Annotated in this window: 18 protein-coding genes; 11 read left to right on the forward strand and 7 right to left on the reverse strand. The window is 69.3% G+C overall.

The genetic code is table 11. The features are described 5' to 3' along the window. Positions 1–74: 74 nt before the first annotated feature. Together FB600_RS03485 and FB600_RS03490 are read right to left on the reverse strand one after the other, a co-directional pair. Positions 75–1772, reverse strand: a complete 1698-nt coding sequence (locus tag FB600_RS03485; protein ID WP_098153615.1) for a purple acid phosphatase family protein — start codon at positions 1770–1772, stop codon at positions 75–77. A 289-nt stretch (positions 1773–2061) separates the two neighbouring features. After that, positions 2062–2964, reverse strand: coding sequence for a CerR family C-terminal domain-containing protein (locus FB600_RS03490; RefSeq protein WP_096750229.1), 903 nt, complete (start codon positions 2962–2964; stop codon positions 2062–2064). Positions 2965–3055: 91 nt separating this feature from the next. On the opposite strand from FB600_RS03490, the gene FB600_RS03495 reads away from it, so the two are divergent. The 3 genes from FB600_RS03495 to FB600_RS03505 are packed head-to-tail and all read left to right on the forward strand — an operon-like array spanning position 3056 to position 7329. After that, complete coding sequence (locus FB600_RS03495) at positions 3056–4171, forward strand: HlyD family secretion protein (RefSeq protein ID WP_145756269.1); 1116 nt, start codon at positions 3056–3058, stop codon at positions 4169–4171. Further along, the gene (locus FB600_RS03500; protein WP_013699306.1) at positions 4164–5753 is read left to right on the forward strand and encodes a DHA2 family efflux MFS transporter permease subunit; all 1590 of its coding nucleotides are present in this window, start codon (positions 4164–4166) and stop codon (positions 5751–5753) included. The genes FB600_RS03495 and FB600_RS03500 overlap by 8 nt, the downstream gene beginning before the upstream one ends. Before the next feature lie 28 nt (positions 5754–5781). Further along, positions 5782–7329 (forward strand): efflux transporter outer membrane subunit, encoded by a 1548-nt coding sequence (locus tag FB600_RS03505; protein ID WP_096750721.1) that lies wholly within the window; start codon positions 5782–5784, stop codon positions 7327–7329. Between the two features lie 106 nt (positions 7330–7435). On the opposite strand, the gene FB600_RS03510 is transcribed toward FB600_RS03505, so the two are convergent. Then, positions 7436–8116, reverse strand: coding sequence for a FadR/GntR family transcriptional regulator (locus FB600_RS03510; protein ID WP_013699308.1), 681 nt, complete (start codon positions 8114–8116; stop codon positions 7436–7438). 163 nt (positions 8117–8279) lie between these two features. On the opposite strand from FB600_RS03510, the gene dgoD reads away from it, so the two are divergent. Further along, positions 8280–9428, forward strand: a complete 1149-nt coding sequence (dgoD, locus tag FB600_RS03515; protein WP_047836962.1) for a galactonate dehydratase — start codon at positions 8280–8282, stop codon at positions 9426–9428. A gap of 160 nt (positions 9429–9588) precedes the next feature. On the opposite strand, the gene FB600_RS03520 is transcribed toward dgoD, so the two are convergent. Further along, a complete protein-coding gene (locus FB600_RS03520) occupies positions 9589–10524 on the reverse strand; it encodes a CopD family protein (protein ID WP_145756375.1) in 936 nt (311 codons plus the stop codon). 428 nt (positions 10525–10952) lie between these two features. On the opposite strand from FB600_RS03520, the gene FB600_RS03525 reads away from it, so the two are divergent. The 3 genes from FB600_RS03525 (at position 10953) to FB600_RS03535 (ending at position 14691) form a co-directional block, all read left to right on the forward strand. Beyond that, positions 10953–11714 carry a c-type cytochrome gene (locus FB600_RS03525; protein WP_063617726.1) on the forward strand — a complete coding sequence of 254 codons (762 nt, stop codon included), beginning with the start codon at positions 10953–10955 and terminating at the stop codon, positions 11712–11714. A 19-nt stretch (positions 11715–11733) separates the two neighbouring features. Next, positions 11734–13050, forward strand: a complete 1317-nt coding sequence (locus tag FB600_RS03530; protein WP_145756270.1) for a c-type cytochrome — start codon at positions 11734–11736, stop codon at positions 13048–13050. Between the two features lie 141 nt (positions 13051–13191). Further along, entirely contained in the window at positions 13192–14691 is a 1500-nt protein-coding gene (locus tag FB600_RS03535) for a DEAD/DEAH box helicase (RefSeq protein WP_025096905.1), read from the forward strand. Between the two features lie 150 nt (positions 14692–14841). Here FB600_RS03535 and FB600_RS03540 read toward each other — a convergent pair whose 3' ends face one another. Further along, on the reverse strand, positions 14842–15390 hold the full coding sequence (locus tag FB600_RS03540; protein WP_164467593.1) for a hypothetical protein: 549 nt from the start codon (positions 15388–15390) through the stop codon (positions 14842–14844). A 45-nt stretch (positions 15391–15435) separates the two neighbouring features. Next, positions 15436–16263, reverse strand: a complete 828-nt coding sequence (locus FB600_RS03545) for a ferritin-like domain-containing protein (RefSeq protein WP_036033260.1) — start codon at positions 16261–16263, stop codon at positions 15436–15438. 551 nt (positions 16264–16814) lie between these two features. On the opposite strand from FB600_RS03545, the gene FB600_RS03550 reads away from it, so the two are divergent. Together FB600_RS03550 and FB600_RS03560 are read left to right on the forward strand one after the other, a co-directional pair. Then, positions 16815–17597, forward strand: a complete 783-nt coding sequence (locus tag FB600_RS03550) for a DeoR/GlpR family DNA-binding transcription regulator (RefSeq protein ID WP_145756271.1) — start codon at positions 16815–16817, stop codon at positions 17595–17597. 304 nt (positions 17598–17901) lie between these two features. Then, positions 17902–18099, forward strand: a complete 198-nt coding sequence (locus FB600_RS03560; protein ID WP_013699317.1) for a phage tail assembly chaperone — start codon at positions 17902–17904, stop codon at positions 18097–18099. 167 nt (positions 18100–18266) lie between these two features. Here the strand turns inward: FB600_RS03560 and FB600_RS03565 are convergent, their stop codons facing one another. Continuing rightward, positions 18267–18638, reverse strand: coding sequence for a hypothetical protein (locus tag FB600_RS03565; RefSeq protein WP_013699318.1), 372 nt, complete (start codon positions 18636–18638; stop codon positions 18267–18269). Positions 18639–18787: 149 nt separating this feature from the next. Here FB600_RS03565 and glpD point away from each other — a divergent pair, with 149 nt between their 5' ends. After that, complete coding sequence (glpD, locus tag FB600_RS03570) at positions 18788–20344, forward strand: glycerol-3-phosphate dehydrogenase (RefSeq protein WP_145756272.1); 1557 nt, start codon at positions 18788–18790, stop codon at positions 20342–20344. 143 nt (positions 20345–20487) lie between these two features. Continuing rightward, positions 20488–21990 (forward strand): glycerol kinase GlpK, encoded by a 1503-nt coding sequence (gene glpK, locus FB600_RS03575; RefSeq protein ID WP_013699320.1) that lies wholly within the window; start codon positions 20488–20490, stop codon positions 21988–21990. Positions 21991–22006: the final 16 nt, after the last annotated feature.

The following is a 22006-nucleotide window of genomic DNA, read 5'->3' on the forward strand; positions in this document are numbered from 1 at the left end:
GAAGAACGGGGCGCCGGTCGTGATGCGACCGGCGCCCCGTTTCATTTCCCGCCTGTCTTCCCGCCCGCCTCGCCTCAGCCGCGGCGCGGCTTGCTCAGCACGATGGTCTCGAACAGCGAGTAATCGCTGGTCGGCGCGCTGTCGGCGCCGGCCGCGTGGTAGTAGTTCACCGTGATGCGGGTTTGGCCGCCCGCCTCGCCCGGCTCGTAGTCGAACACGGCGATCCCGTAGCCGTTGCCGGCATCGCGCCGCGCCGACCAGATCGCGTCCTCGCGCGCATCGGCGCCGGGCCGCGCGAAGGTGCCGGCGGTGGCGCCCGGCACCGGCCGGTTCGACTTGGTGAACACCATCGCTTGCGGCTGGCCGGTGGCCGGATCGTCGCCGTAGCTGTCGGTCGGCGCGCTGGTGCCGCCGCCGCCGAGGATCAGGTGGATGGTGCCGCGGCGCGTGTCGAAGGTGCGATCCTCGGGATCGACCGTGACCACCGGCTGCGGCTGCATGGTGTCGACCACCGAGCCGGTGGCCGCGTCGACGCCGGCGTGATGGCGGCAGCCGCGCACCGGGAAGCTGCGCTCGTAGTCGTGGTCGTGGCCGCACAGCACCAGGTCGACGCCGTAGCGGTCGAACAGCGGCAGCCAGGCCTCGCGGATGCCCTTGTCCGAGCCGTTGCCCGACTTCGACGAACTCAGCGCGTCCTGGTGCATCTGCACCACGATCCAGTCGATGCCGGGTTCGTGCGAGGCGCGGCGCAGCGTGTCCTCCAGCCAGCGCGTCTGCGTGCCGCCGCTGTAGCCGCGCACGTAGAACGAGGTGCCCGGCTCGATCGGCGCATTGCCGGTGCTGGCGGCCGGCACGAGCGGCGCGGGGCCGGCCACGAAGGCGGCCGCGTCCTGGTAGACCACGTCGTCGGCGTCGAGCGAGATGAACAGCACCGCGCCGACGCGGAAGCTGTACCAGCGTCCTGCGAAACGCGTGCCGTTGTCGGGCAGCACGTAGCGCGCGAGATAGGAATCGAGCCCTTGCGGGCCGTTGTGGAATTCGATCTCGTGATTGCCCGGGCAGGGCATCCAGGGGCGGTTCGCGGCCGAGCTCTGGTTGTTGTTGCCGAAGTCGCGCCAGACGTCGGGCTGGTGCGTCGGGTTCAGGTTCGCGTAGCAGAGGTCGCCGTTGAGCAGGTGGAACAGCGGCTGGAAGCGCTCGACAGCCTGCACCGCGTAGCGGCTTTGCGGCGAGGACAGCACCCAGCCCGTGTTCGGCGTGGCCAGGTCGCCGTAGCTGGTCCAGCGGAACGGCGCGCGCCCGCGCGGCGCGGTCTGGAAGCCGGCCGAGAACGGCTGCGAGGCATTCGCGTCGTTGTCGGCCGTCACCTCGTAGCGGAAGCTCGCGCCGGGGCGCAGCCCGTGCAGGCGCGCGTGATAGGTGAACACCACCGCGCCGTTCAGGCCGTCGGTATAGGTGCGCTGCACCGCATGCACCGTAAACGGCCGGCCATGGTCGCTCGACACGCGCACGCGCGGATTGGCGGCCGGCGCCAGCGACGCCCACGAGACCGTCACCTCGGAGCAGGGATCGTCGCCCCAGGTCAGGTGGATCTGCTCGGGCGTGCCGTCGGGCACGGCCGCGGCCGCGCGCGTGCCGGCCAGGCCGCTGGCGGTAGCCAAGCCCGACACGCCGGCCAGCTTCAGGAAGCCGCGGCGCGTGACGGGCGCGTATTCGTACGAGTCCGCGTGATGGTCCGCGCTGGACGTCTCGGGAAGATTCGGGTTCGACATCGGGTTCGCTCCGATTTTTCGTTTTGCTGACGCGCGGCGCCGATCGGGCGCCGCATCGCGATGGAAACACGGGGACAGGCGGCGAGGGCCCTCACCTTCGCCGATTTCGCCGCCTCGGACCACGACGATAGACCGGCGATCGTGACGTGCCGATGTCATCGACCGACGGCCTGTTCGCGCGAACCCGGCGGCGGCGCCCGGTGGCGCGCTCGACGGTAAGGATGTCGTAATGAACGAGGTCGCGCAACGCGGGGCGGCCGACGCTTACGCCGGGCGCCCGCGCGCGGATTCAGTGCGAGGAGTGCTTGGCGCCGCGCGAGGCGCGCGGCGCGGCGGGTTTGGCAGCGGCGGCCTTGGGCACCGGGGATTTCGCGGCGGCAGGCTTGGCGGCAGGTTTGGCGGCGACTTTCGACGCGGCGCCCTTGCGGCGCGCGGCAGGCGCTTCGCCCAGCGGGGAGGCGAGCGCGCGACGCGGCGCGCCGGCCCGCGCCTGGCCCTCGACATGCCACTGGCGCAGCAGCGCGCGCGTCTGCTCGGCCACCACCGAGCGCAGCAGATCGCCGTTCTCGCCTTCGTAGGATTCCCAGCCCAGCATCGCCAGCGCCGAGCGCTGCGCCATGTGGAACACCGACAATTGACCGAGCAGGCTGAAGGCGCGGATCCTGGTGGCGTTGCTGTCGGCCGGCTGGTTCGCGATGCGGCTCACCAGCGCGGTGCAGACGTCGTGCAGCGGCCGCCGGATCCGCTGCATCAGGATCTCGGTGGCGATCGCCGGCTCCAGGCCCGCCTGCTCGCGCGCGAAGAACATGCGCTGGTGCGCGTTCTTGGGCGTGGTGAACATCTTGGCCGAGATCGCATGCATGATGCCGAGGAAGGACTCGATCAGGGTCTCGACGTCGGCCTCGCGCGCCAGCATCTCGCGCGCATGGTCGAGCGCCGGCCCGAAGGCGGCGCAGCCGAGTTCGGCGATGGTGTCCGCGCAGGCGCGGAACACCCCTTCCTTGTTCTCGAAGTAGTACTGCAGCGCCGGCGCGTTCACTCCCGCGTGCGCGGCGATGTCCCGCGTCGACGCGCCGGCGAAGCCGCGCTCGCCGAACAATTCGATCGCGGCCTCGATGATCCGCTGCCGCGTCTCGTCGCCCCGCGCATATCCGCTTGCCGACGTGCGACGCAATTTCTTCGCTTCCGTCATAGACCCCTCACTGTCATCCGACCGATATTCTACTTGACACAAATTTTCCAACTGGAATAATTCTTCCGCTCGGAATAATTTGGATCCCGGAATGTCGTCGACCACTCAAGAACCACCGAAAGGCAATCGTCAGAAAACCTCGGAACCCGCGCCGAAGCGGCCTTCGCGCCGGCGCAACATCCTGATCCTCATCGCGATCGTCGCGGCGATCGCCGGCCTGGTCTGGCTGGTCCATTGGTGGACCGTCGGCCGCTTCATCGAATCGACCAACGATGCCTACCTGCAGGCCGACAGCATGACGGCCGCGCCGAAGGTGTCGGGCTACGTGACCGACGTCTACGTGCGCGACAACCAGAGCGTCAAGGCCGGCGACCCGCTGGTGAAGCTCGACGTCCGCCAGTATCAGGTTTCCCTGCAGAATTCGCTGGCAAGCGTCGATGCGCGGCGCGCCGACATCGCGCGCACCCAGGCCGACATCGCCCAGCAGCACGCCAATCTCGAACAGGCGCAGGCCCAGGCCCAGGTGTCGAGCATCAACCTGAAGCACGCCAGCGAGGAATATGCGCGCTACGCGCCGCTGGCGGCCACCGGCGCCGAAACGCACGAGCGCATCGCCGACCTGAAGAACACGCGCGACCAGGCGCAGGCCACGCTGGCGGCGAACAACGCCTCGATCGCGGCGGCCCGCGCCCAGATCAACTCCAGCACCGCGCAGCTGCAGCAGGCCCAGGCCCAGCTCGAGGCGGCCCAGGCCAGCGCCGCGCAATCGCAGCTCGACCTCGACAACACGGTGGTGCGCAGCACGCTGGACGGCCGCGTGGGCGATCGCACGGTGCGCGTCGGCCAGTACGTGCAGCCCGGCACGCGCCTCTTGACGGTGGTGCCGGTGCAGGACATCTACCTGGTCGCCAACTTCAAGGAAACCCAGGTGGGCCGCATGCGGGTGGGCCAGCCGGTCACGCTGCACGTGGACGCGCTGCCCGATCGCACGCTGCACGGCACGGTCGACAGCTTCTCGCCGGGCACCGGCTCGCAGTTCGCGCTGCTGCCGCCCGACAACGCCACCGGCAACTTCACCAAGATCGTGCAGCGCGTGCCGGTGCGCATCCACGTCGATACCGACGACGAGACCCGCCGCGTGCTGCTGCCGGGCCTGTCGGTGGACGTCGACGTCGATACCCGCGACGACGGGCAGCATCATGGCTGAGGCCGCCACGCCCGCCGCCGCGCCGCATCCCGAGCGCGCCAGCGCGACCGACTGGATCGCGGTGGCCGCCGGCTCGCTGGGCGCGCTGATGGCCACGCTCGACATCTCGATCACCAACTCGGCGCTGCCGCAGATCCAGGGCGAGATCGGCGCGACCGGCACCGAGGGCACCTGGATCTCCACCGGCTACCTGATGTCGGAGATCGTGATGATCCCGCTGGCCGCGTGGCTCACGCGCGTGTTCGGGCTGCGCAACTTCCTGCTGGTCTCGGCGGCGCTGTTCATCGCCTTCTCGATGATGTGCGGCTGGTCGAGCACGCTGGCGCTGATGATCGCCGGCCGGATCGGCCAGGGCTTCACCGGCGGCGCGATGATCCCCACCGCGCAGACCATCATCCGCACCCGGCTGCCGGTCTCGCAGTTGCCGGTGGGCATGACCCTGTTCGGCCTGATCGTGCTGCTCGGGCCACTGTTCGGCCCGGTGCTGGGCGGCTGGCTGGCCGAGAACGTGAGCTGGAGCTGGTGCTTCTTCATCAACCTGCCGGTCTGCCTGATCCTGATCGCGCTGCTGGTGCTCGGCCTGCCTTCCGACAAGCCGCAGTGGCCGCAGTTCTTCAGTGCCGACTGGGTCGGCATCGCGGGCCTGTCGATCGGGCTCTCGTCGCTGACGGTGGTGCTCGAGGAAGGCCAGCGCGAGCGCTGGTTCGAATCGTCGATGATCACCACGCTGAGCTGGATCACCTTCGCCGGCTTCGTGCTGATCGCGATCTCGCAGTTCACCGCCAAGCGGCCGATGCTGCGGCTCTCGCTGATGCGCAACCCGCGCTACGCCAGCGTGATCGTGATCGTCGCGGCGGTGGGCGCGGGCCTGTACGGCGTGTCCTACCTGCTGCCGCAGTTCCTCGCGATCGTCTCGGGCTACAACGCCGAGCAGGCCGGCGAGATCATGCTGCTCTCGGGCCTGCCCGCCTTCCTGATGATGCCGATCCTGCCGAAGCTGCTCGGCAAGGTGGACTACCGGATCCTGGTGATCTCGGGGCTGATGCTGTTCTTCCTGAGCTGCATGCTCGACATCTCGCTGACCGCGCAGAGCGTCGGCCACGACTTCGTCTGGTCGCAGCTGATCCGCGGCGTGGCGCAGATGCTGGCGATGATGCCGCTCAACCAGGCCTCGATGGCGGCCGTCTCGCGCGAGGAATCGGGCGACGCGGCGGGCCTCTACAACATGGCCCGCAACCTGGGCGGCTCGATCGGCCTGGCCATCATCGGCACCATCATCGACCGGCGCACCACCTATCACACCGCCACCATCCGGGAGTCGGTCACCGCCAACTCGCTGATCGGCCAGGACCGCATCTCGCAGTACGCGGCCAACTGGTTCTCGCATACCGGCGACCTGGCCTACTCGCAGATGCGCGCGCTCGGCCAACTGGCCCAGCAGATCAACGTGCAGGCGACCGTGATGACCTATTCCGAAACCTTCTACCTGCTCGGACTGGCGCTGATCGCCTGCGTGCCGCTGGCCCTGTTGCTGCGCACGCCGCCGCGCAACGCGCCGCCGCCGTCCTCGTCCGGCCACTGACACGATGAAGTCCTCGATGATGTCCTCCATGAAGTCCCCGAGCCTGGCGCCCCGTCACGCGCTGACGCTGGTCGCCGCCGCGCTCGCGCTCGCCGGCTGCACGGTCGGCCCGAACTACAAGGGCGCGCCGCCCGCGCCGAGCGCGGCCACCTTCGTGCGCGCCCCGCAGACCGGCGTGGCCGTCGCGACGCCGACGCCCGCCGCCTGGTGGCAAAGCCTGAACGACCCTCAGCTCGACGAACTGATCGCCGCGGCGCTGGCCCACAACCCCGACCTGCACGCGGCCCAGGCGCGGCTGCGCGAAGCGCGCGCGCAACTGAGCCAGCAGCGCGCCAACGCCTTGCCCAAGACCTCGGCGGACCTGGCCGCGATCCGCACCCGCGCGCCCGACATGAACGCGCTGTCGGCGCTCACCGGCGCGAACAACGCGAACGGCGGCAACAGCCAGGCCGGCACCGGCCCGATCCAGCTCTACACGGCCAGCTTCGACGCCACCTGGGAGATCGACCTGTTCGGCGGCACGCGCCGCGCGATCGAGGCGGCCTCGGCGCAGGCCGAGGCGGTCGACGCGGACCTGGCCGACACGCAGGTCTCGATCGCGGCCGAGGTCGCCAATGCCTACGTGGACCTGCGCGACCAGCAGCAGCGCCTGGCGCTCTCGCGGCGCACCGCCGATCTCCAGCAGCAGCAGCTCGACCTGACCCGGCAGCGGCGCGGACGCGGCGTGGCCGCCGATGCGGACATCGAGCGGCTGACCACCCAGGTGGAAAACACGCGCGCCTCGCTGATCCCGCTCGATGCCCAGGTGACCGAATCGCTGGACCGCCTCGCGACCCTCACCGGGCGCGCGCCGGGCGCGCTCGATGCGCAGCTCTCGGGCGCCAACCCGGCGCTGCCGAGCCTGCCCGCATCGGTGCCGATCGGAGACCCGGCCGCTATGCTCAAGCAGCGCCCCGACGTGCGCGCGGCCGAGCGGCGCCTGGCCTCGAGCAATGCGCAGATCGGCGAGCACATCGCCGACTACTTCCCCAAGGTCACCCTGCTCGGCGATCTGGGCTTCAGCGCGGGCGACCCGGGCCACCTGTTCCGCAAGCAGAACTGGACCTGGGTGGGCGCGCCCTACCTGCAATGGAACCTGTTCGACTTCGGCCGCACGCGCGGCGCCGTGCGCGCCGCCGAAGCCTCGCGCGACGAGGCCGAGGCCAACTACACCAAGGCCGTGCTCGGCGCGCTGCAGGACGCCAATACCGCCCTGTCGCGCTACGGTCACCAGCGCGATCACGTGGTCGCGCTCGACAAGGTGCAGACCTCGGCGGTGCATTCGGCGACGCTGATGGACCAGCGCTACCGCGCCGGCGTGTCCTCGCTGATCGACCTGCTCGACACGCAGCGCGATGCGCTGTCGGCGCAGCAGAACGTGATCGCGGGGCAGGCCGAGCTGATCAAGGACTATGTGTCCCTGCAGAAGAGCCTCGGCCTCGGCTGGCAGAGCGGGCAGGCCGACGCGGCGGCGACTTCGGCCCCGGGCGCGGCCACCGCCCCGACGGCTTCCGTCGAGACGAAACCGGCAGGCTGACGCCTCGCGCACCGCAAACGCAACGGGCCGGCGCTTCACACGCCGGCCCGTTTTTTCATGTCGGTGGTTCTCGCTCGCCGCATCGCACGGCGGGCGCCCTGGTGTCCTAGCGCTCGATGCGCGCGCGCGTGGTGCCGAGCAGCGCCGCCATCGCCGCGCGCGCGGCGTTCGCGTCGCGCGCGCGGATCGCCTCGAACACGCGCGTGTGCTCGGCCAGCGAGGCATTGAAGATCTCGGCGCGCTTCGCGTTGAGCCGCAGTTGCGCCTCCAGCGTGCGCTCGATCAGCGCGCCCAGCGGCATCAGCAACTCGTTGCCGCCGGCGGCCAGCACCTCCAGGTGGAAGCGCAGGTCCGCCCTCACCCACTCGTCGACATGGCGCGCCGCGCGCATCGCCTCGTGCGCGGCCTCGATCGCGGCGAACGCGGCCGGCGTCTGCGCGCGCGCGGCCAGCCCCGCCGCGTACGGCTCGACCATCTCGCGCATCTCCTGCAGCTTCATCGCGAAGGCCAGCGGCGGCGCCACCTGCGAATACCAGTCGAGCAGCTCGGCGTCGAGCAGGTTCCAGGCATCGCGCGGCCGCACCCGCGTGCCGACCTTGGGCCGCGACTCGATCAGCCCCTTCGAGGTCAGCGTGCGCAGCGCCTCGCGCAGCACGGTGCGGCTCACGCCGAAGGAGAGCATCAGCTCGGCCTCGCGCGGCAGGATCGTGTCCGGCGTGTAGTCGCCGCGCAGGATCGCCGTGGCGAGCCGGTACGCGGTTTGTCCATGCAGATCGCGTTGAATCACGTTTCTCCCTGTGGGCCGGCGCCGCCCGCGGGCGGCCGACCACTATGTGCACAATAGTGCTATTAATACTACTTTTTCGCGGAATCGTGTAGGATCGTCGCCATCGACTTTCCGGCGGGGCCTCGATGCGTCCCCCGTTCGCCCAACCTCAGGAGACAGACCCATGAAGATCACCCGCCTCGAAACCTTCGTCGTGCCGCCGCGCTGGCTGTTCCTGAAGATCGAGACCGACGAGGGCATCGTCGGTTGGGGCGAGCCGATCGTCGAGGGCCGCGCGCATACCGTGGAAGCCGCCGTGCAGGAGCTGGCCGACTACCTGGTGGGCAAGGACCCGCTGCTGATCGAGGATCACTGGCAGGTGATGTACCGCGCCGGATTCTATCGCGGCGGCCCGGTCACGATGAGCGCGATCGCCGGCGTCGACCAGGCGCTGTGGGACATCAAGGGCAAGTTCCATGGCGCGCCGGTCCATGCGCTGCTGGGCGGCCAGGTGCGCGATCGCATCAAGGTCTATTCGTGGATCGGCGGCGACCGCCCCAGCGACGTGGCCAACAACGCGCGCGCGGTGGTCGAGCGCGGCTTCAAGGCGGTCAAGATGAACGGCTCGGAGGAGCTCCAGATCGTCGATACCTACGACAAGGTCGAGAAGGTGATCGCCAACGTGGCGGCGGTGCGCGAGGCGGTGGGCCCGCACGTGGGGATCGGCGTGGACTTCCACGGCCGCGTCCACAAGCCGATGGCCAAGGTGCTGGCCAAGGAGCTCGATCCCTATCGCCTGATGTTCATCGAGGAGCCGGTGCTCTCGGAGAACGCCGAGGCGCTGCGCGACATCGTCAACCAGACCGACACGCCGATCGCGCTGGGCGAACGGCTCTACTCGCGCTGGGACTTCAAGCACGTGATCGCGGGCGGCTACGTCGACATCATCCAGCCCGACGCCTCGCACGCGGGCGGCATCACCGAGTGCCGCAAGATCGCCTCGCTGGCCGAGGCCTACGACGTGGCGCTGGCGCTGCACTGCCCGCTCGGGCCGATCGCGCTGGCCGCCTGCCTGCAGCTCGACGCGGTCAGCTACAACGCCTTCATCCAGGAACAGAGCCTGGGCATCCACTACAACCAGGGCAACGATCTGCTCGACTACATCCGCAACCCGGAAGTATTCCGCTACGAGGATGGTTTCGTCGGCATTCCGCAAGGGCCGGGCCTGGGCATCGAGGTCAACGAGGAGAAGGTGCGCGAGATGGCCAAGCTCGGCCATCGCTGGCGCAATCCGGTGTGGCGCCACGCCGACGGCAGCGTCGCCGAGTGGTGATCGCGCGCGGCGCGCGCGAGCCGCGCCGTGGAAGATGATGCGGTGCAAGGCGGGGGCGTCCTGATCGGGGCGCCCCCGCTTCGCGTTCGGGGTTCGGCTCAGGGCCCGGCAGCGAGGCCGCGCGCTCCGGCCAGGCAGCGGCGCGCGGCGCCGGCCCCCGTCATTGCGCGAGCGAGGCGAAGCCGGGCACGCTGGCTGCGAGCACGGCCGCCGCGACGAACACGCCGATCATCGCGACCGCCTCCAGGTACAGCACGTTGACGAAGGTCCGTGCGTCCTCGGTGGCCGCGGTGCGCCGCAGCCGCGGCAGGGCCGAGAAGCGGTTCAGCCCGCCCAGCAGCAGCGCCAGCGCGACCAGCACCAGCTTGAGCAGCAGCACGCGGCCCCAGGTGCTGGCGTCGAGCACGGCGATGTCGCCGCCGGTGCCGCGGATCGCGTTGTAGACGCCGGTGGCGATCACCACCAGCACCGCCGCCATCGACACGCGCGAGACGAGCTGCGCGACGCGAATCAGCACGCCGCGCGCGATCGAGGCGCCCAGCGCCGGCAGCACCGCCATGCCGCCCGCCAGCACGATGCCGCCCCACACGGCGACCGACAGCAGGTGCAGCAACTGCACGCCGACCGCTGGCGACCAGGGGCCCGCGTCGGCCGCGTGGCCGATCGAGGCATTGCCGGCCTCCACCACCAGGATCGCGAGCCAGAACAGCAGCTTGCCGGCCACGCCGCCGGGCCGCAGCAGGGCCAGCACCAGCAAGGCCAGCGCGCCGCCGAACAGCAGGCTCCAGGCATGGCCGACATGGGTGTCGCCCAGCACCGCCGGCAACGCGCCGAACGCCTCGCCCAGGCCCGTGCCGCTCATGGTGGCGGCCTCGTAGACGATCCAGCCGAACTCGGCCAGCACGAACACCAGGGCCGCCGTCGCCAGCGAGCGCTGCGCGCGCCGCCAGGCGCCATGCGCGGGAGACACGGTGGCGCGCGCGCCCTCGGCGGCGAGCCAGGCGCCGAACAGCAGCGAGCCCAGCGCGACGGCGAAGGCGATCTGCGCGAGCGCGGCCATCGCGACCTGGCCGCTCCAGAGGCTGTCGAATTTCATCATCGCGCACCGCCTTGCGCCGACGCGCGGCGGCACGACGGCAAGGCCGCGCAGGAGGGAATCGGGGAAAACGCGTAACGGCAATCGTCTGAGGCTGGAGAGGTCGGCAACATCGTGGCGGGGATCAGTATTTCGGAGTGGCAACGAATCGGCGGCGCGGCCCGGGGCAGGCCGACCACGCGCGAGTGGCGAGTGTACGGCCTTCGATCGAGAACGCCCACACGGGTTCACCAAAAAGCGTAGGATTTCCGCATCCGCCTGTTGTTGCCGCATCGAATCGCGAGGCGCGAGCGGGTCCTGCCCAAATAGCCGTGGCCAGGCATCGATGCTAAACTTCGCAGCGCAGCCGACAGGAGAGGGCTGCCGAAACACGTGTAGTCAAAGCCCGAGCCGACACAGAGCCGGCCAGGTCCCCGACGAATAAAAAATTGGAGCCTCGCGTGTCTTCAATACGTGTATTCCGTCCCCTGCTCGCCGCGCTGTGCATCAGCGCCGCCTGCCTGCCGGTCGGCTCGCAAGCCCAGTCAGCTCCCGCCTCCGGCGCCGCCGCGGCGGCCCCGTTGAAGGCACCCGACACGATGGCCGAACGCGTGCGCGGCTGCACCGCCTGCCACGGCACCCACGGCCAGGGCACCGACAACGACTACTTCCCGCGCCTGGCCGGCAAGCCCGCCGAATATCTCTACAACCAGCTGATCAACTTCCGCGACGGGCGACGCAAGTACCCGCCGATGAACTACCTGCTCACCTACCTGAGCGACGATTACCTGCACGCGATCGCGGTGCACTTCTCCAACGAGCGTCCGCCCTATCCGCCGCCGGCCAAGCCGAGCGTGTCGGACGAGGTGATGGCGCGCGGCCAGGCACTGGCCACGCGCGGCGATGCGGCGCGCAAGATCCCGGCCTGCATCGCCTGCCACGGCGCGCAGCTCACGGGCATGCAGCCTGCGATCCCGGGCCTGGTGGGCCTGCACAGCGACTACCTCAGCGCGCAGATCGGCGCCTGGCGCTCGGGCAACCGGCGCGCCAAGGCGCCCGACTGCATGCACGAGATCGCCTCGCGGCTCACCGACGAGGACGTCACCGCCGTGACCGCCTGGCTCGCCGCGCAGGCGGCGCCGGCCAATCCGGTCCCGGCGGCGGCCGGCTCGCTGAAGCTGCCGCTCGCCTGCGGCAGCGAACCGCAATGACCTCCAGGAGACAGACGCCATGAAACGCCAGTCCCTGTATGCCTTCGGCGCCCTCGCGATCGCCGCCGCCGCGACGCTCGCGCCCGCCGTCTGGCCCGGCGCCGCCAAGTGGGCGGGCAGCCTGATCGACACCGCGCGCGCCGCCGCGCCGGCCGCCGACACGAGCCAGGCCGCGCTGATCAAGAAGGGCGAGTATCTGTCGCGGGTGGGCGACTGCGTGGCCTGCCACACGGTGCGCGGCGGCCAGCCCTTCGCCGGCGGCCTGCCGATGCCCACCCCGTTCGGCACCATGTACACGCCGAACATCACGCCCGACAACCAGTACGGCATCGGCAAGTGGAGCGCCGACGACTTCTATCGCGCGATGCACACGGGCCGCTCGAAGGACGGCAGCCTGCTCTACCCGGGCTTCCCCTTCACCAGCTACACCAAGGTCACGCGCGCCGATTCGGACGCGATCTACGCGTACCTGCGCTCGGTGCCGGCGGTCAACACGGCGAGCCGCCCGCACGAGCTGAAATTCCCGTTCAACAACCGCAACCTGCTGATCGGCTGGCGCACGCTGTTCTTCAAGGAGGGAGAATTCAAGCCGGACCCGACCAAGTCGGTGGAATGGAACCGCGGCGCCTACCTGGTCGAGGGCCTGGGCCACTGCAGCATGTGCCATACCTCGATCAACCTGATGGGCGCGCCGCGCAGTTCCTCGGCCTTCGCCGGCGGGCTGATCCCGCTGCAGAACTGGTACGCGCCCTCGCTGACCAACGATACCGAGTTCGGCCTGGGCGACTGGCACGTGCAGGAGCTGACCGACCTGCTGCAGGCCGGCGTGTCGATGCGCGGCGCGGTATTCGGGCCGATGGCCGACGTGGTGCACAATAGCCTGCAGTACATGTCGGACGACGACGCGCGCGCGATGTCGGTCTATCTGAAGTCGATTCCGCAGAAGGGCAGCGCGCCGACCAACCTGCAATACGAGCCCTCGCAGAAGTTCGGCGATCAGCTGCTGGAACAGGGCCGCAAGCTCTATGCGGACAACTGCGCGACCTGTCACGGTGCCTCCGGCCAGGGCAAGCCGCCCTCGTATCCGCCGCTCGCCGGAAACCATTCGATTATGATGGAGTCTGCAGTGAACCCGATCCGGATGGTGCTCAACGGCGGTTACCCGCCCAGCACGTTCCGGAATCCGCGTCCATACGGGATGCCGCCGTTCGCGCAAGCCCTGTCGAATCAAGAGGTTGCAGCCGTCGTGTCGTATATCCGATCGGCCTGGGGCAACAACGGTTCGCCGATCTCGCCGCAGCAGGTGAGCGATCTGCGTTCCGCACCGCTCGACTGACGAACGGTTCACATCACACGGGGCGTGGCTGCGGGCAACCGCGGCCACGCCCTATTTGTTTTTTGTATGAAGATGACGCCGCCCGACCGGTCGCGTATCGGCCAGTCGGGCGGCGTCATTTTTCGAACACCAAGAGAGTTTATGTCTTTTGCTTCCCTCGGCCTCGCCGAACCCCTCGTGCGGGCCGTCAACGAACTCGGCTATACCGAACCGACCCCGATCCAGACCCAGGCGATCCCCGCCGTGCTCGGCGGCGGCGACCTGCTCGCCGGCGCGCAAACCGGCACCGGCAAGACCGCCGGCTTCACCCTGCCGATCCTGCAGCGCCTCAATGCGAATACCGCCGCTCAGGCCGGCGGCAAGCGCGCCGTGCGCGCGCTGATCCTCACGCCGACGCGCGAACTGGCCGCCCAGGTCGAGGAGAGCGTGCGCGCCTACGGCAAGTACCTGAAGCTGCGCTCGACCGTGATGTTCGGCGGCGTGAGCATCAATCCGCAGATCGACGCGCTCAAGCGCGGCGTGGACATCGTGGTGGCAACGCCAGGCCGCCTGCTCGACCACATGCAGCAGAAGACCATCGATGTCTCGCAGCTCGACATCCTGGTGCTCGACGAAGCCGATCGCATGCTCGACATGGGCTTCATCCACGACATCAAGCGGGTGCTCGCGCGCCTGCCCGCCAAGCGCCAGAACCTGCTGTTCTCGGCCACCTTCTCCGACGAGATCAAGGCGCTGGCCGACAGCCTGCTCGACTCGCCGGCCCTGATCGAGGTGGCGCGCCGCAACACCACGGCCGAGACCATCGCGCAGAAGATCTACCCGGTCGACCGTGACCGCAAGCGCGAGCTGCTCACCCACCTGATCCGCGAGCACAACTGGTTCCAGGTGCTGGTGTTCACGCGCACCAAGCACGGCGCCAACCGCCTGGCCGAGCAGCTCGGCAAGGACGGCATCAGCGCGCTGGCGATCCACGGCAACAAGAGCCAGTCGGCCCGCACGCGCGCGCTGACCGAGTTCAAGGCCGGCACGCTGCAGGTGCTGGTGGCCACCGATATCGCCGCGCGCGGCATCGATATCGACCAGTTGCCGCACGTGGTCAACTACGAGCTGCCGAACGTGCCGGAAGACTACGTGCACCGCATCGGCCGAACCGGCCGCGCGGGCGCCAACGGCGAGGCGGTCTCGCTGGTCTGCGTCGACGAGAAGCAACTGCTGCGCGACATCGAGAAGCTGATCAAGCGCGAGATCCCGCAGGAAGTGATCGCCGGCTTCGAGCCCGATCCGAACGCCAAGCCGGAACCGATCCAGCGCCGTGGCCAGCAACAGCAGCGCGGCGGCGGTGGCGGCGGCGGCGCTCGCCAGCCGCAAGGCCAGGGGCGGGGGCAAGGCGCGGCGCGCCGTGACGGCGCCCAGCCGGGCGGCGCGAAGCCGGCCGCCAAGCCGGCGGCGAAAGCGGCGCCCAAGCCTGCCGCGAAGCCGGTCAAGGCCGGTGGTGGCGGCGGCGCCGCGACCGCGGCCAAGCCCCGTCCGGCAGGCGGCGGCCGACCGGGCGGTGGCCAGGGCGGCAACGGCGGCGGCAATGCCAATGCGGGACACGCGAACCGCAACCGCTCCTCGCGCAGCGGCCAGCGCGGCCACTGAACGAAAAACGGGCGGTCCCCGCATGCGTCATGCAGGGACCGCCCGTTCTCGACCGGATTCGCTTCACCGGCGCGGCGGCGCGCGTCACCGCGCCCTCACCCGCCATCGCGCGTTCGCGCGGTGCGTCTCAGCCCACTCTCACCAAACCGTTCAGCCCGGCAAGGCGGCCGCGATCAGGCGGATCTGCTCGATCTGGCGCGTCCAGCGCGCGAGCACGGCCTCGCGCCGGTCGTCCAGCTCGAACTCGATGCCCGAGGTGAGCCGCGCATAACCGACGCGCTGCGCGTCGCCACCGGCCAGGCGCGCACGGAAGCAGGCCAGCCCGGCCGCCGCGGTGCCGTCATCGGCAGGGCGATCACCCGTCACGCCGGCCGGCTCGACACGCAGCCGCACCTGGTGGAAGGCGCCATCGGCCACGAAGCTCAGCACCGCGGCGCGCTCCCTGGCCAGCAGTTGCGCGCCGCGCGAACGCGGCCACAACGCGAGGAACAGCGTCTCGCCATCGGGCGCGTACAGTTCGCCGACGCTGAGCAGGGTGGTACGCGCGTCGACGGGCTCCACCTCGCGATCGACCACGATCAGCGAAGCCGTGAAGCGCAGCTTGTCGCCGAGCGCCTCGCCGTCGAACAGCGCGCGGCAGGCCGGCGACCAGCTATCGAAATGCCAGCGCTCGAGCGCGGCGCGATCGGTCGCGGTCATCATGGACTCCCCGGGAATGGAAAAGGCGCGCGCAGGACATGCGGATCAACGGAAGAACACGTGCTGGGTCAGCTTGGTCAGCGGATACTGCACGCCGGGCTGGATCCGCGAAGGCAGGTCGAGCGGCTTGAGCAGCATCTTGATGCACATGTCGGCCGACAGGTTGCGGCGCACCAGCGCGTTGACGCGGGCCGCGCGCTCGCGGTTGTAGGCCGAGTCGCGCACCTTGTCGGGATAGCGGATCGCGAACACGTGGCGCAGCGCGATCTCCGAATCCTCGTTGCGGATCTCGAGCACGCGGCGCATCAGCGCGCCGAGCACGGCCCAGCGGCCATTGCCCTCGACCTCGTTGTACTTCTTGAAATACTTGAAGAAGTGCTTGTAGTGGCGCACCTCGTCGGTGCGGATGTTGTTGGTGATTTCCTTGAGCACCGGCTCGTCCGAGCACTCGTTGATCGCGCGGTAGAGCGTGGCGGTGCCGGTCTCGACCACGCAGCGCGCCACCATCTCGAGCGCGCGCGTCTTCTCGAAGGCTTCCAGCGAGCAGGTCTTCGAGTATTCGTCGAAGAAGTTGTGGAAGGCGAGGTCCCAGTCGAACTCGGGCCACACGTGGCCGATATAGGCCTTCAGCGCCCGGCCGTGCTGCAGTTCCTCGTGTTCCCACTGCTCGTTGAGCCAGCCCGCCACCTCGGGATCGTCGCCGAAGAACTGGCTCAGGTTGCTGGTGTAGAGATCGGAGCCGCTCTCGATGAACGAGGCCGCGCACAGCAGCAGCAGCAAGTCTTCGTTGGCGGCGGCCTTCGCGCGGTCGATCCGCGAGAGGTCGATGTCTTCGATGCGCCAGGGCATCACATGCTTGGTTTCAGCCAGCATCGTCGTGCTCCCAAGCGCTTCGTTCCGGCGGCGCGGCTTGCCCCAGGCCCAGCGGCAGGTGCCTGGCGGCCTCGCGGCCCGCTCGGACGAAGCGGATATGAATGAAATTCGATCTGGATCCGCTTATGTTAGCCGGAAGTTCCCGAGCGTGCTTCAGTCACTGACCGCCCCGCACACGCGCAGTTCCTCGAAGTCTATTGCGCAATGTTAGACCGGTAATTCGAAAGTCGGCTGCAATTCAATTCGAATCTGCGAAGGCGCAAGACATCGGCATGGCTTCGCGCGGCTCGATGATCCGGCGGCCGCGCGAAGATGCGCCCGCGCTGCCCGCCCGGCACCATGATGCGCGCATCATCGATACCCGCGCCGGCGCCGTGCGCAGGGCCCGGGAAGCCCGCCGCCAGGAGCGGCATCCTCGTGCGACGGCACCCTCGCCCGGGATGGATGGAAGGCCGCGGAGCCGGCGCACCGATCGATGTCGCGAAAACGAAATGTTCGTTCGCGCACATTGCTTACAATGGGAGCCCGTTTCCCCCGCTTTCGAACGAACCATGACGACACGAGACCCCCGCCTCTCGCTCAACGCGCGCCAGCAGGAACTGCTCGACTGGGTGCAACGGGACGGCTTCGTGACCGTGGAAGACCTGGCCGCCCACTTCGACGTGACGCCGCAGACGATCCGCCGCGACGTCAACTGGCTGGCCGACCTGAACCTGCTGCGCCGCTACCACGGCGGCGCGAGCCTGCCGACCAGCTCGGAGAACGTGTCCTACAGCGCCCGCCAGCGCATGTTCCACGACGAGAAGCGGCGCATCGCGGCGCTCGCCGCCACGCACATCCCCGACCAGGCCTCGCTGTTCATCAACCTCGGCACCACCACCGAGGAAGTCGCGCGAGCCCTGAACCGCCATCGCGGCCTGCGCGTGATCACCAACAACCTCAACGTGGCCAGCATGATGAGCGGCTACCCCGAGTGCGAGGTGCTCATCACGGGCGGCATCGTGCGGCCCTGGGACAAGGGCATCGTCGGCGAGCTGGCGATCGACTTCATCCGCCAGTTCAAGGTCGACTACGCGATCATCGGCACCTCGGCGATCGAGACCGACGGCACCCTGCGCGACTTCGACACGCGCGAGGTGCGGGTGGCCGAGGCGATCATCCAGCACGCGCGCACCGTCTACCTGGTCACCGACCATTCCAAGTTCGGCCGCCCGGCCCTGGTGCGGCAGGGGCACCTGTCGCAGGTCCACGCGCTGTTCACCGACAAGGCGCCGCCCGAGGAAATGGGCGAGACCATCACCGCCGCCGGCACCCAGGTCTACCTGGCCGACTGAACGACATTGCGCGTCCGGCCGCGACTGCCTCGCAGCCCCGCCCCTTGCTGCGTCGCAGCGCGAACTTCAAGTGAAATCAAGAAGTTGCCGCGTCGCCTCGGCCGCTTGAATTGTGACCAATTGTCAATGGGAAAATTTTCGGGGTCGTATTTGGCGTTCCTTGCCCCGTTGACTACACTCCGAATCCCCGGCGCCCGTGTGCCGCGTGCGCCATGGTAAGCATGTCCCCCCACGCCTTCCTTGCTGGGTAACGCGTCCCGGACGTCGTCCGGCCGTGAGGCGTCTGGTTTGTCTGGAGAGAACGATGCTGAGTCCGCATGAATTCGCCACCCTGCTGCTCGTCAAGGACGCGCCGGATCAGGCCGAGATGGAACGCGACGAACTGGATGCGCTGCTCGAGCAGCAACTGGTTCGCCTGGAAGCCCTCGGTTCGGGCCGTCGCTACTGCGTCACCGAAAGCGGTGACGCGGCGCTCCGATCGATCAAGGTTCGTTATTCCTGAAACGAACGACGGGCCCCGCCGGCTCGCGGCCGCCGTCCCCAACGGCGGTCGTTTTCGTTTACGGGCACGAATCGAGGAACGCGGGTAATGGGCACGATACGGCCGCCCAGCGGCGCCCGGCCTGACTGCAGCCCGTCCCTGAACCCCTCGCTCGCCCCAGCCCCGCCTCAACCGCCCCGCAAGGTCGGATCGACCTTCGAGCGCCAGCTGATCGCCTGCGCGCGCGCCGTGTTCAGGTAATCGATCCAGCCGGCCCGCGCCGCCGCGTCGGGCTGCGCGCCGAGCCCGGCATGGCGCGCGGCGATCTGTTTCGAAAACGCGCAGAACTGCGCATCGTCGAGCTTGCCGTGCCGCTTCGCGACCCAGGCGTCGTAGAGCGCGGCATAGACCGAGGCGCCGTCGGCGCCGTAATCCTGCACCTCGCCGCAGGCGCGCTGCAGCGTGTCGAACGTCGGCTCGCCGCTCCAGCCGCCCGGCAGCGGCACGGTCGAACAGCCCGCCAGCAGCGCCAGCGCGCCCGCCACCATGACCTGACGCATGTTTCCTCCTCGTTGAAGACAATGCGCCAGTATCGTCCCGCTCGGCGACGCGCGCTACCGACCCTCTTAAACGAACTTTACTTTTTCGGTTTTGTTCATTAAATTTCGAATTCGAAAAATTTGAGTTCGACTAGAGACAGAGGGCAGCAGTGAGCGAACAGACTCGGTACGATGTGCTCGTGATCGGCGGCGGCATCAACGGCGCGGGCATCGCGCGCGACGCGGCCGGACGCGGCCTGTCCGTGCTCCTTTGCGAGCAGGACGACCTGGCCTCGCATACCTCCTCGTCCAGCACCAAGCTGATCCACGGCGGGCTGCGCTATCTCGAGTACAAGGAATTCGGGCTGGTCCGCAAGGCCCTGCAGGAGCGCGAGACGCTGCTGCGCGCCGCGCCCCACATCATCTGGCCGCTGCGCTTCGTCATGCCGCACATGCCGAACCTGCGCCCGGCCTGGCTGATCCGCATCGGCCTGTTCCTCTACGACCACCTCGCCAAGCGCGAACTGCTGCCCGGCTCGCGCGGCATCACCATGGCCCGCCATGCGGCCGGCGCGCCGCTGGTCGATTCGATCCGGCGCGGCTTCGTCTACTCGGACGGCTGGGTCGACGACGCGCGCCTGGTGGTGCTCAACGCGCTGGACGCGCACGAACGCGGCGCCGAGATCCTGACGCGCACGCGCCTCGTGGCCGCGCGTCGCGAGAACGGCGAATGGATCGCCACCCTGCAGCGCGCCGACGGCTCGAGCCGCGAAGTGCGCGCCCGCGCGATCGCCAACGCGGCCGGCCCCTGGGTCGGCTCGGTGCTGCACGGCGCGCTGGGCCGCGACGCACGCCACAGCGTGCGGCTGGTGAAGGGCAGCCATATCGTCACGCGCCGCCTGTTCGATCACGACCACGCCTACATCTTCCAGAATCCCGACAAGCGGATCATCTTCGCGATCCCCTACGAGCAGGATTTCACGCTGATCGGCACCACCGACGTCGAGTATCACGACGATCCCTCGAAGGTGGCGATCGACCGCGACGAAACGCAATATCTCTGCGACTCGATCAACCGCTACTTCAAGCAGAAGATCTCGCCGGCCGACGTGCGCTGGACCTATTCCGGCGTGCGCCCGCTGCTCGAGGACGAGAACGCCGACAACCCCTCGGCCGTCACGCGCGACTACAAGCTCGAGATGGACGACGGCCAGGGCGCGCCGCTGCTGTCGGTGTTCGGCGGCAAGATCACCACCTTCCGCAAGCTGGCCGAGGACGCCGCCGGCATGCTGGTCGAGGCGCTCGGCTCGGGCCGCGCTGCCTGGACCGCCGGCCAGCCGCTGCCGGGCGGCGATATCGCCAACGCGCGCTTCGCGCCGTTCGCCGAAGCCTTCGCGAAACGCCATGCCTGGCTGCCGGCCGCGCTGGCGCGCCGTTACGCGCGCGCCTACGGCACCCGCGCCGAACGCATCGTGGCCGGCGCCAGCTCGCTGGCCGGGCTCGGCGCCGAAATCGCACCGGGCATCCACGAAGCCGAACTGCGCCACCTGCGCGACAGCGAGTGGGCGACCCGCGCCGACGACGTGCTGTGGCGCCGCTCGAAGCTGGGCCTGCATGTCGCGCCCGGCACGCTGGAGACGGTCACCGCCGCGCTCGACGCCTGGTTCGCGCACGGCGGCGAGGCAGCCCCGGCGGCCGAGCCCGCCGCGCGACGCGTCGCGCACTGACGGCCCGAACGGTAACCAGACGAAGAAGTTGCACCGAAGGTAGAAACGCGCGGCAGGCCGCAAGCCGCGCGGGATCGAGAGCAGCACGCGCCGCCGCGAAGGCCGCGCGAATCACAATTACGTACCGAATGGAGATGAGACAGATGCAGGGTCAATACATCCTCGCACTCGACCAGGGCACGACGAGCTCGCGCGCGATGCTGTTCGATCGCCAGGGCAACATCGTATCGATCGCCCAGAAGGAGTTCGAGCAGATCTATCCTCGCCCGGGCTGGGTGGAGCACGATCCCCAGGAAATCTGGTCGACCCAGGCCGGCGTCGCCGCCGAGGCGGTCACGCGCGTGGGCCTGAACGGCACCGCGATCGCCGCGATCGGCATCACCAACCAGCGCGAGACCACCATCGTCTGGGATCGCGAGACCGGCCAGCCGATCTACAACGCGATCGTGTGGCAGGACCGCCGCACCGCCGACTTCTGCGACTCGCTCAAGGCCGATGGCCTGGAAGCGATGGTGCGCGCCAAGACCGGCCTGCCGATCGACTCCTACTTCTCCGGTACCAAGATCCGCTGGATCCTCGACAATGTCGAGGGCGCGCGAGAGAAGGCGCGCCAGGGCCGGCTCGCGTTCGGCACGGTCGATAGCTGGCTGGTCTGGAACTTCACCAAGCACGAGCTGCACGTCACCGACGTGACCAACGCCTCGCGCAGCATGCTGTTCAACATCCATACGCGCCAGTGGGACGACGAGCTGCTGGCCGCGCTCGACATCCCGCGCAGCATGCTGCCCGAGGTGCGCGCCTCATCCGAGATCTACGGCCACACCAAGACCACCGTGTTCGCCTCCAAGCTGCCGCTGGCCGGCATCGCGGGCGACCAGCAGGCGGCCCTGTTCGGCCAGATGTGCACCAGCTCGGGGATGGTGAAGAACACCTACGGCACCGGCTGCTTCCTGATGATGAACACCGGCGACAAGCCGATCGAGTCGAAGAACAACCTGGTGACCACCATCGCCTGGCAGGTCGGCGACCAGGTGAACTACGCGCTGGAAGGCAGCATCTTCATCGCCGGCGCGGTGGTGCAATGGCTGCGCGACGGCCTGGGCATCATCAAGTCGGCCAGCGAGATCGAGAAGCTGGCGGCCAGCGTGCCGCATACCGACGGCGTCTACCTGGTGCCGGCCTTCGCCGGCCTGGGCGCGCCGCACTGGAACGCCCGCGCGCGCGGCTCGCTGTTCGGCGTCACGCGCGGCACCAGCGACGCCCACCTGGCGCGCGCGGCGCTCGACTCGATCGCCTACCAGTCGCTCGACGTGCTGGCGGCGATGGAAGCCGATTCGGGCATCAGCATCGGCGAGCTGCGGGTGGACGGCGGCGCCAGCGCCAACAACCTGCTGATGCAGTTCCAGGCGGACCTGCTCGGCGTGGACGCGGTGCGCCCGCAGATCACCGAGACCACGGCGCTCGGCGCGGCCTACCTGGCGGGCCTGGCGATCGGCTACTGGCAGAACCTCGACGAGGTGCGCAGCCAATGGCAGCTCGACACGCGCTTCTCGCCGTCGATGCCGGCCGAGCAGGTCAGCACGGCGCTGGCCGGCTGGCAGCGCGCGGTACGCGCCGCCAAGGCCTGGGCCGACGACACGCGCTAAACGACGCGCCGCGGCG

It is taken from the genome of Burkholderia sp. SJZ089 (assembly GCF_007828315.1).
In the GTDB taxonomy this organism is placed as follows: Bacteria; Pseudomonadota; Gammaproteobacteria; order Burkholderiales; family Burkholderiaceae; genus Burkholderia; species Burkholderia gladioli.

Bases quoted from the DNA above. Each gene is read 5' to 3' on its own strand.
- FB600_RS03485 (WP_098153615.1), bottom strand. From the start codon at position 1,772: ATGTCGAACCCGAATCTTCCCGAGACGTCCAGCGCGGACCATCACGCG.
- FB600_RS03490 (WP_096750229.1), bottom strand. From the start codon at position 2,964: ATGACGGAAGCGAAGAAATTGCGTCGCACGTCGGCAAGCGGATATGCG.
- FB600_RS03495 (WP_145756269.1), top strand. From the start codon at position 3,056: ATGTCGTCGACCACTCAAGAACCACCGAAAGGCAATCGTCAGAAAACC.
- FB600_RS03500 (WP_013699306.1), top strand. From the start codon at position 4,164: ATGGCTGAGGCCGCCACGCCCGCCGCCGCGCCGCATCCCGAGCGCGCC.
- FB600_RS03505 (WP_096750721.1), top strand. From the start codon at position 5,782: ATGAAGTCCCCGAGCCTGGCGCCCCGTCACGCGCTGACGCTGGTCGCC.
- dgoD (WP_047836962.1), top strand. From the start codon at position 8,280: ATGAAGATCACCCGCCTCGAAACCTTCGTCGTGCCGCCGCGCTGGCTG.
- FB600_RS03520 (WP_145756375.1), bottom strand. From the start codon at position 10,524: ATGAAATTCGACAGCCTCTGGAGCGGCCAGGTCGCGATGGCCGCGCTC.
- FB600_RS03530 (WP_145756270.1), top strand. From the start codon at position 11,734: ATGAAACGCCAGTCCCTGTATGCCTTCGGCGCCCTCGCGATCGCCGCC.
- FB600_RS03535 (WP_025096905.1), top strand. From the start codon at position 13,192: ATGTCTTTTGCTTCCCTCGGCCTCGCCGAACCCCTCGTGCGGGCCGTC.
- FB600_RS03540 (WP_164467593.1), bottom strand. From the start codon at position 15,390: ATGACCGCGACCGATCGCGCCGCGCTCGAGCGCTGGCATTTCGATAGC.
- FB600_RS03545 (WP_036033260.1), bottom strand. From the start codon at position 16,263: ATGCTGGCTGAAACCAAGCATGTGATGCCCTGGCGCATCGAAGACATC.
- FB600_RS03550 (WP_145756271.1), top strand. From the start codon at position 16,815: ATGACGACACGAGACCCCCGCCTCTCGCTCAACGCGCGCCAGCAGGAA.
- FB600_RS03560 (WP_013699317.1), top strand. From the start codon at position 17,902: ATGCTGAGTCCGCATGAATTCGCCACCCTGCTGCTCGTCAAGGACGCG.
- FB600_RS03565 (WP_013699318.1), bottom strand. From the start codon at position 18,638: ATGCGTCAGGTCATGGTGGCGGGCGCGCTGGCGCTGCTGGCGGGCTGT.
- glpK (WP_013699320.1), top strand. From the start codon at position 20,488: ATGCAGGGTCAATACATCCTCGCACTCGACCAGGGCACGACGAGCTCG.